General features: G+C 74.6%; 5 protein-coding genes and 1 pseudogene. 1 reads left to right on the top strand and 5 read right to left on the bottom strand.

What is annotated here, in order from left to right; all coding sequences use genetic code 11:
- From HMPREF3105_RS10890 to HMPREF3105_RS10875, 4 genes and pseudogenes are all read right to left on the bottom strand, one after another.
- A pseudogene (locus HMPREF3105_RS10890) lies at window positions 1–253 on the bottom strand (acyl-CoA synthetase); the annotation flags it as partial.
- A 48-nt stretch (window positions 254–301) separates the two neighbouring features.
- Window positions 302–1867 carry an aspartate:alanine exchanger family transporter gene (locus tag HMPREF3105_RS10885; protein WP_036382950.1) on the bottom strand — a complete coding sequence of 522 codons (1566 nt, stop codon included), beginning with the start codon at window positions 1865–1867 and terminating at the stop codon, window positions 302–304.
- 31 nt (window positions 1868–1898) lie between these two features.
- Entirely contained in the window at window positions 1899–2882 is a 984-nt protein-coding gene (locus HMPREF3105_RS10880) for a 1,4-dihydroxy-2-naphthoyl-CoA synthase (RefSeq protein ID WP_051995303.1), read from the bottom strand.
- A gap of 125 nt (window positions 2883–3007) precedes the next feature.
- Entirely contained in the window at window positions 3008–4462 is a 1455-nt protein-coding gene (locus HMPREF3105_RS10875) for a glucose-6-phosphate dehydrogenase (protein WP_083325339.1), read from the bottom strand.
- 169 nt (window positions 4463–4631) lie between these two features.
- Here HMPREF3105_RS10875 and HMPREF3105_RS10870 point away from each other — a divergent pair, with 169 nt between their 5' ends.
- Window positions 4632–6530, top strand: a complete 1899-nt coding sequence (locus tag HMPREF3105_RS10870; protein ID WP_070709599.1) for a glycoside hydrolase family 15 protein — start codon at window positions 4632–4634, stop codon at window positions 6528–6530.
- Between the two features lie 28 nt (window positions 6531–6558).
- On the opposite strand, the gene HMPREF3105_RS10865 is transcribed toward HMPREF3105_RS10870, so the two are convergent.
- Window positions 6559–8805, bottom strand: a complete 2247-nt coding sequence (locus HMPREF3105_RS10865) for a S9 family peptidase (RefSeq protein WP_036316702.1) — start codon at window positions 8803–8805, stop codon at window positions 6559–6561.
- Window positions 8806–8891 lie beyond the last annotated feature (86 nt).

Below are 8891 nucleotides of genomic sequence, written 5' to 3'. Positions count from 1 at the left end.
CGAGCCGCCGGGCCGTGGCCGCGGCCGAGGCGCGCAGGGCCGCGCCGGTCAGGACGATCTGCTTCGGCGTGCCCGTGGACCCGGAGGTGCGCACCACGGCGACGGCGTCCGGGTCGCCGCAGCGGAGTGAATCGCGGGCCTCGGGTCGGGCGAGGACGGCGCCGTCGGCGGTCAGCTCGACGGGGGCGCCGCCGTCGAAGGCCGCCGCGAGGGCGTCCGTGGCGCGGGCGAGGGCATCGGCGGTGGCGGGCATGGCCCCGAGTGTAGGAGGCCCGACGGTCGGACGGATCCGCCCGGCCGGTCAGAGCATGAACGGCACGGTGGCGATCTTGACCACCATGATCAGCGCGAACAGCTGGGCGTACCCCTCGGTCACGCGGGCGTCGGTGGACCGGGAGAGCGCGTAGTCCAGGATCGCCGGCTGGCCCGTGATGCCCGCCAGCGCCCCGTAGGTGCGATCCACGGACTGCCCCAGCAGCCGTGCCGCGGCGATGAGCAGGGCCGCGGTCAGCGCGGTGAGCACGGCGGACATCAGGATGGCCAGCCCGCCGACCCGGGTGAACACCGTCTCGATGAACGCCGGGCCGGCGGCCAGGCCCACCACGCCCAGGAAGAGCATGAGGCCGAACTGCCGCAGCGTCAGCGCGATCTCCGTGGACGGCTCCCACACCGTGGGTCCCGTTCGGCCGATCGCACCGAGGGCGAGGCCGACGAGGATGCACCCGGCCGCCGGGCCGAGGGAGAAGGAGGCCCCGCCCGGAAGCGGGATTGTCACCATGCCCAGCAGGTAGCCCAGCGCCATGCCCGTGCCCAGGGAGATCCAGTCCAGGTTCGAGAGCCCGCGGGTCGAGTTGCCGAAGAAGTCGCGCACCGCCTCCATCCGCGGCGCGGTGGTCACGATGAGCACCCGGTCGCCGACCTTGAGCTCGGTCTGCGGGGTGGCCAGCGACTCGACGTCGTCGCGCCGCAGCCGGGCGACGTCGGTGCCGAAGCGCTCGCGCAGGGACAGCGTGCCCAGGCGGCGATCGGCCAGGGCGCGGGCGGTGACGATGACCATGGAGGTCTGCAGCGGGTTCATCACCCGCGCCGGGTCGGCGCCGGTGCGGCGGCCGAAGGCCTGCACGGCCGCGTCGATGTTCTTCTCCGTGCCGTCCAGGACGACCTCGTCCCCGGGTTCGATCCGGTCGGCGGAGCCGGCGATCCGGGCCACGCCGCCGTGGCGCAGCGCCACCACGCGCACCAGCCCCTCGGAGATCCCGGGGATCTCCCGCACGGCGAGGGCGGAGGTGGCGACCGCGGCGGTGAAGCGCAGCTTGCCGTCGGTCACCGGCGCCGGATCGCGCGGGGAACTGCTCCACGGGCGGGCGGCGAGCAGGGTGATCGCGATGATGGTGCCGACCACGCCCACCAGGTAGGAAAGCCCATAGCCCACGGCCGGGGCCTGCCCGCCGGTGAGCTGGTTCGCCAGCGCCATCGCCGGCGTCGCGGTGAGCGAACCCGTCCACACGCCGATCGCCGTCGGCAGGTCCAGGTTGTGCAGCGCGGCCAGCGGGTGCACCGTGAAGGCGGTGAGGATCACCACGACGACGGCGGCCAGCATCAGGGGCAGGTTGCGGCGCAGGTCCCGGAAGAACACCTTGCCGGCGCCGAGCCCGATCAGGTAGGCGAACAGGGCCAGGCCGAAGCTCTGGAACAGGGCCAGCCGGTCGCCGACGTCGGGCAGCACCGCCCCGACGAGCAGGCCCACGAACAGTGCTCCCGAGGCGCCGAGGCGGATCTTGCCCAGGGGGATGGTGCCGACGGCGGCGCCCAGGGCGACGGTGGCCATGAGGACGAGGATGGGCTGGTCGTTGAGCAGTGCGAGCATGGGCGGGTCCCCGTCCTGCCGTGGCGGTCGGTCAGAAGTGGTACGGGAAGGCGGACCAGTCCGGGTCGCGCTTCTGCAGGAACGCGTCCCGGCCCTCCACGGCCTCGTCCGTCATGTAGGCCATGCGCGTGGCCTCGCCGGCGAAGACCTGCTGGCCGGCCATGCCGTCGTCGGGAAGGTTGAACGCGAACTTGAGCATGCGCAGGGCCTGCGGGGACTGACGGTTGATGTCCGCGGCGTACTCGAGGGCGACCTCCTCGAGGCGCTCGTGGTCCACGGCCTCGTTCACCGCGCCCATGGCCACCATCTCCTCGGCCGAGTACTCGCGCGCCGTGAAGAAGATCTCGCGGGCGCGCTTCTGGCCCACCTGCCGGGCGAGCAGGGCCGAGCCGTAGCCGGCGTCGAAGGAGCCCACGGTGGCGTCCGTCTGCTTGAACTTCCCGTGCTCGCGGGAGGCGAGGGTCAGGTCCGCGACCACGTGCAGCGAGTGGCCGCCGCCGGCCGCCCAGCCGTTCACGACGGCGATGATCGCCTTGGGGGAGGTGCGCATCAGGCGCTGGACCTCGAGGATGTGGAGGCGTCCGGCGCGGGCCGGGTCGATGGTCTCGGCCGTCTCCCCCTCGGCGTAGCGGTAGCCGTCGCGGCCGCGGATGCGCTGGTCCCCGCCGGAGCAGAACGCGTGGCCGCCGTCCTTGGGGGAGGGGCCGTTGCCGGTGAGCAGCACCGTGCCCACGTCCGGGGTCATGCGGGCGTGGTCGAGAGCGCGGTAGAGCTCGTCCACGGTGCCGGGCCGGAACGCGTTGCGGACCTCGGGGCGGTCGAAGGCGATGCGCACCGTGGGCAGGTCGCGCACCCAGCGGCCGTCGGCGTCGCGCTCCACCTGGCGGTGGTAGGTCAGGTCCTCGAAGTCGAAGCCCTCGACCACGCGCCAGCGCGTGGGGTCGAAGATGTCGGAGACCTGCTCGGGCAGGCGGTCGCGGTCGGGGCGGGCGGCGTCGGGCTGCGGGGTGCTCATGGGGCCCGAGTCTAGGCCCGCCGGGCGAGACGGGGGTGGGCCGCCCACAGTCGGCGGAGCCGCCGGCCCGCACCGCACGACGCCGTCCCCCTCGCCGCCGTGCGACCCACGGTCACTCCCGCGGATCACCTCTCCGGCCAGTCCTCCGGCCCCGAGGACCCGGCGGCGTACTCGTCGAGGGGCACCCGCCCCGCGTCCCACGCCTCGATCACGGGGGCCAGGATGCGCCAGCACTCCTCCGCGGCGGCGCCTCCCACCGAGAGCATCCGATCCCCGGTGAGCACGCCGCGCATCACCTCGCCGTACGCGTCCACGTCCTCCTCGGCCAGGTCCGCCGCGAGCACGCTGCGCTCCGCGACGAACGGGGTGTCCGGCCCGTCCACGGCCAGCTCCACCCGCAGGGCCCGCGGGTCCAGTCCCACCACGATCCGCTCCCGCCCCGCGGCCGCCTCCAGCCCCGCGGGCACCCCCTCGGGCGGCCGCAGCGAGAGCACGACCTCCCAGCGGCGCGGCTCGAGCGCCTTGCCGGACCGCAGCCGGAACGGCACGCCCGCCCACCGGTCGGTCCGGACCTCCAGCTCCACCTCGGCGAGCGTCTCGGTCCCGTTCTCCGGGTCCACGCCCTCCTCGGCGACGTAGTCGGGCACGTCCTGGCCTCCCACCGTCCCCGCGGTGTACCGGGCCCGGCGCGAGGAGGCGACCGCGTCGTCGTCGCGCACGCGCGTGGCCCGCAGCACCTCGACGACGGCGTCCTGCAGCGCGTCCGGGGTGAGACGCCGCGGGGGTTCCAGGGCCACCATGGCCAGCACCTGCAGCAGGTGGGACTGGAGCATGTCCTCGAGAGCCCCGGTGCCGTCGTAGAACCCGGCGCGCCCCTCCAGGGCCAGGGACTCGTCCGCCACGATGTCCACGTGCTCGACGTCGGCCGCGCTCCACACGCGCTCCAGCACGCGGTTGGCGGTGCGCAGGGTGAGCAGGCCCGAGACCATCGACTCCCTGAGGAAGTGGTCCACGCGGAACACGTCCTCCTCCTCGGCGATCCGCCCCAGCAGCGCGTTGAGCTCGCGCGCCGACCGCTGGTCCGAGCCGAACGGCTTCTCCAGCACGATGCGCAGCCCCTCCGGGCGGTCCTCCACCTGCTCGAGCGCCGCGCACGCCTCGGCGGCGAGGTCCGGGTCCAGCGCCAGGTACAGCACGACGACGGCCTCCTCCCCGGCGGCCTCGCGGGCGGCGACGAGCAGGGCGCCCAGGTCCTCGGGGTCCGAGGCGTCGGCGGTGCGCCAGACGGCGCGCTCGACGAGGCCCGCCCGTGCGTCGGCGTCCAGATCCGTCTTTCCCACGGCCTCCTCGATGACGCCGCGCCACTCCTCGAGCGAATGGCCGTCCGAGTGGGCCGAGCCCACCAGGGTCACCTCCGGCAGGTCGTGGACGGTGAGGGCCCGGGCCAGCCCCGGCAGCAGGAGCCGTCGGGTCAGGTCACCGGTCGCGCCCACGATCACGAGCGCCACGGACGCGGCGGCCCGGTCGTCGTCGGGTGCCGGGGATGCTCCGGCGGGGCAGGGGTTCTGGACGTCGGGCATGGGTCCTCCTGGACGGGGCGGGCGAACGGAACGGGGGAGCGGGGCGGGTGCGCGGGCGGCGGCCGGGAGGGACCCGGCCGACCACGCCATTCTCTCGGTGACGTCGTCGTGGGTCCACGCCGCGCCCTCGACTGGCCCCGCCTCCCCCCGGGGTGATGGACTGCCCTGCATGAGCGCCCAGCCCCGCATCGACGACCACGCCTTCCTGTCCCACCAGCTCAGCGGGGCACTGGTGTCCCGGGAGGGGGCGATCACGTGGCTGTGCCTGCCCCGCTTCGACTCGGCCTCGGTGTTCACCTCGCTCCTCGGCACGCGGGAGCACGGCGAGTGGAGCCTGGGGATCGAGGACGGCGAGGTCGCGGAGCGCGCCTACCTGCCGGGCACCCTCGTGCTGCGCACCCTCTGGCGGTCGCCGTCCGGGGAGGCCGAGGGGCTGGACTTCATGCCGCTCATGGACGCGGACGGCGTGGGGGACGCCCAGGGGGACGACGGCGGCCCCGACGGGACCGGGGCGTCCGAGGCGGCGCCGCGGGCCGACGTCATGCGGCTGGTCCGCTGCCTCGCGGGACGCGTGCGCGTGACGCAGTCCGTGTTCGCCCGCCTCGACTACGGCGAGGTCGAGCCGTGGGTCTCGCGTCAGGAGGACGCAGACGGGGAGTCGTTCCTGGCCGTCGTCGCCGGCGGGGACGCGCTCGCGGTGCACGGGCCGGACCTGGAGCCGGTGGACGGGCATCACGAGGGCACGACGGAGCTGGTCGCCGGGGAGTCCGCCCAGTGGTGCCTGACCTGGTACCCGGCGTGGGGCATGGCCCCCTCCGCGCCCCGCGCCGAGGACGTGCTGGAGGCCACCGTGCGCAGATGGCGCGGCTGGCTGGAGGAGTCGACCCGAGAGGCCCCGCGGGCGGACGACCCGCTCGCCGATCGGGTCCAGCGGTCCCTCCTCGTGCTCAAGGGGCTCACGCATCGGGCCACGGGCGGCATCGTGGCGGCCCCGACCACGAGCCTGCCGGAGGACATCGGCGGGGTCCGGAACTGGGACTACCGCTATGTGTGGCTGCGGGACACGGCGCTCGCACTGGAGGCCCTGCTCGCGTACGGACACGTGGAGGTGGCGACGGCCTGGCGCGACTGGCTGCTTCGCGCCATCGCGGGGGAGCCCCACGAGGTGCAGGTCATGTACACGCTCTCGGGGGAGCGGTACATGCCCGAGCGCGAGCTCGAGCACCTCCCCGGCCACGCGGACTCCCGGCCCGTGGTCGTGGGCAACGGCGCCGCGGACCAGTGGCAGGCGGACGTCATCGGCACCGTGATGATGGCGCTGTGCGCCCTCCGGGACGCCGGCGTCCCGGAGGACGAGTGGTCCTGGCCGCTGCAGAAGCGGCTCGTGGAGCGCGTCGTCGCGCATCGGGAGGACCCGGACCACGGGCTGTGGGAGATGCGCGGGGAGCCTGCCTTCTTCACGCACGGCCGCGTCAAGATGTGGGCCGCGCTGGACCGTGCGCTGCACGCCGTGGCCACCCACGGCGTGCCCGCCACGGAGGCGGAGACCGCGGCGTGGGAGCGCCACCGGGACGAGCTGCGGGAGGAGATCCTCACCCGCGGCGTGCACGCGGACGGCCACTTCACCCAGACCTACGGCTCGGATGCGGTGGACGCCTCCCTCCTCCAGATCCCCCACACCGGGTTCCTGCCCCCGGACGACCCGCGCATGCTCGCCACCGTGCGGCGGATCGAGGAGGAGCTCGTCACGGACACCGGCCTGGTGCTGCGCTACCGCCCGGACGGCTCCGACGGGTTGCCCGGTGAGGAGGCGCCGTTCCTCGCGTGCGCCTTCTGGCTCGTGGAGCAGTACGCGCGCACCGGCCGCCTGGACGACGCCGACGCCCTCATGGAGCGGCTCGACGCGTGCGCGAACGACCTCGACCTCATGGCCGAGGAGTACGACGACGGCCAGGACCGCATGGCGGGCAACTTCCCCCAGGCGTTCAGCCACCTGGCGCTGCTGCGCGCTGCCGACGCGCTGGCCCAGGTCCGCGCGGGCGACGGGTCCGGGGAGGCCGGAGACTGACCGGTTCCGGGCGAACACCCCGCCCCCGTCACACCACGCGGCGGGTCGCCCCCAGCGCGGTCAGCAGGAACGCGTACTCCCAGGCGGTGTCCTCCCAGCCCTGGTACCGGCCGGACGCGCCGCCGTGGCCGCCGTCCATCTCGGTGCGCAGCAGGATCGGGGCGCCGCCCTCGGCCAGGGGCGTGGCCTGGTCGCTCGTCATCGTCCGCCGCAGCTGGGCCACCCACTTGGCCGGCTCGACGTAGTGCACGCGGGTGTCGTTCAGTGAGGTCACCGCGGCGATGGCCGGGTAGTCCACCGCCCGCACGTTCTCATACGGGGTGTAGGCACGCATGGCCTCGTACACGGCCGCGTCCTCGATCGGGTTGCCCCACTCCTCCCACTCGAGCGCGGACAGCGGCAGCTCCGGGTCGAGGATGGTGGTGAGCGCGTCCACGAACGGCACCACGGCCAGGCACGCCCGGTACAGCTCCGGCGCGAGGTTCAGCACCGCGCCCATGAGCAGGCCGCCGGCCGAGCCGCCCATGCAGGCCACGCGCGCCGGGTCCGCCCAGCCGAGGTCCACGAGGTGCCGGGTGGCGTCCACGAAGTCCGTGAAGGAGTGCCGCTTGGCCAGCTTCTTGCCGTCCTCGTACCAGCGCCGGCCCAGTTCGCCGCCGCCGCGCACGTGCGCGACCGCGAACACCACGCCCCGGTCCAGCAGGGACAGCCGGGCCACACCCAGCACGGGGTCCATGGACAGCTCGTAGGAGCCGTAGCCGTACACCACGCACGGGGCCGTCCCGTCCGGGTTCACGTCGCGGTGCCGGATCACGGTGACGGGGATCCGCACGTCCTCCCCGGTCACCGACGACGGCTCGGAGGCCGGCGCCCACACCCGCTCGGCCACGTAGTCGGCCGGGTCGTAGCCGGGCACCTCCGTCTCGCGGCGCAGGTGCACCTCGCCTGTCGCCGCCGAGACGTCCAGCACGCGCGCGGGCGTGATCCAGGACGTGTAGGCCAGCCGCAGGAACGGGGACTCGGCCGCCGTCGCGGACAGATGGCACGCGTAGAGCTCCTCGTCGAACGCGGGCTCGCGCCAGTGCGCGGCCTGTCCGGCCAGCACGGCGTCCAGCTCGGCGACGACGACGCGCGGGGTCGTCTCCCGGCGCACGGCCAGGGCGGCGTGGGTCAGGGTGACCATGACGCCGTCGACCTTCACGTCCTCGCGGTGCGGGACGACCGTGCGCCAGGCGCCGCGGTCGGCGACGTCCGCCTCGGCGACCACCGAGAGCATCCCGTTGGGCGCGGCGACGGGGGCGCCGTCGTCGTCCAGGGCGCGGTCGTGGACCACGAGCAGCCGGCGGACGCCGTCGGCGTCGGTGACGGGCTCGACGTCGGCGAGCATCCGCCACGCGCGGGGGATCAGCACGCGCGGGGCGGGCAGGGGTGCGGCGGGGTCCTCCGGAAGATCGACCACGAGGGTCTCGGAGACCTCCGAGTTGCCGACGCCGATCAGCAGCTGGGTGCGGTCGGCGACGCCCTCGAAGCCGGTCCACATGCCCGGGTCGGCCTCCTCGTGCAGGAGCACGTCCTCGGCCGGGTCGGTGCCGAGCACGTGCGCCTTGACCTGGTACGGCCGCCACGAGTCGTCCCACACGGTGTAGAACACGCGGGTGCCCGAGCGGTCGAAGCGGACGCCGTGGGCCACGTTCTCGACCGCGTCCGGCAGGTCCTCGCCCGTGGCGATCTCGCGCACGCGCAGGGTGAAGCGCTCGTCGCCGGTGTGGTCCACGGCGTAGGCCACCCGGGTGGCGTCCGGGCTGATGTGCAGGCCGCCGAGCGCGAAGAACGGGTGGCCCTCGGCCTCGGCGTTGCCGTCCAGGATCACCTGCTCGCCCGGCAGGGCGGCGTCCGGGGTGATGACGGGCGGGGTCCAGTCGGCCTCGAGGTCACCGGTGTCGCGTGCGGGCACGCGGCAGTGGATCGGGTACTCGGCGCCCTCGCGGGTGCGCACGAAGTACCACCACCCGTCCCGGCGGGCGGGCACGGAGCGGTCCGTCTCCACCGTGCGGGCCTTGATCTCGCCGACGATCGCCTCGCGCAGCGGCGCCTGGTCCGCGGTCACGGCCTCGGTGTACGCGTTCTCGGCGGCCAGGTGCTCGAGCACGCGGGGCTCCGCCTTGCCGCGCAGCCACTCGAAGTCGTCCTGGAACGTGTGGCCGTGGTGGCGGCGGGTCACGGGCTCGGCGGCAACGGACGGCGGGACGGGGGCGTGCGTAGTGGTCTGGGGCATGCGGCCCATCCCATCACGCCGCGCGGGGCGGGGCCGACACCCCCGCGCCGCACACGACGACGGCGGCGCACCGGTCCGGTGCGCCG

It is taken from the genome of Micrococcus sp. HMSC31B01, assembly GCF_001816085.1.
In the GTDB taxonomy this organism is placed as follows: Bacteria; Actinomycetota; Actinomycetes; order Actinomycetales; family Micrococcaceae; genus Micrococcus; species Micrococcus luteus.
The sequence above is the reverse complement of the archived record's forward strand: the minus strand, read 5'-3'. Positions and strand labels throughout refer to the sequence as shown.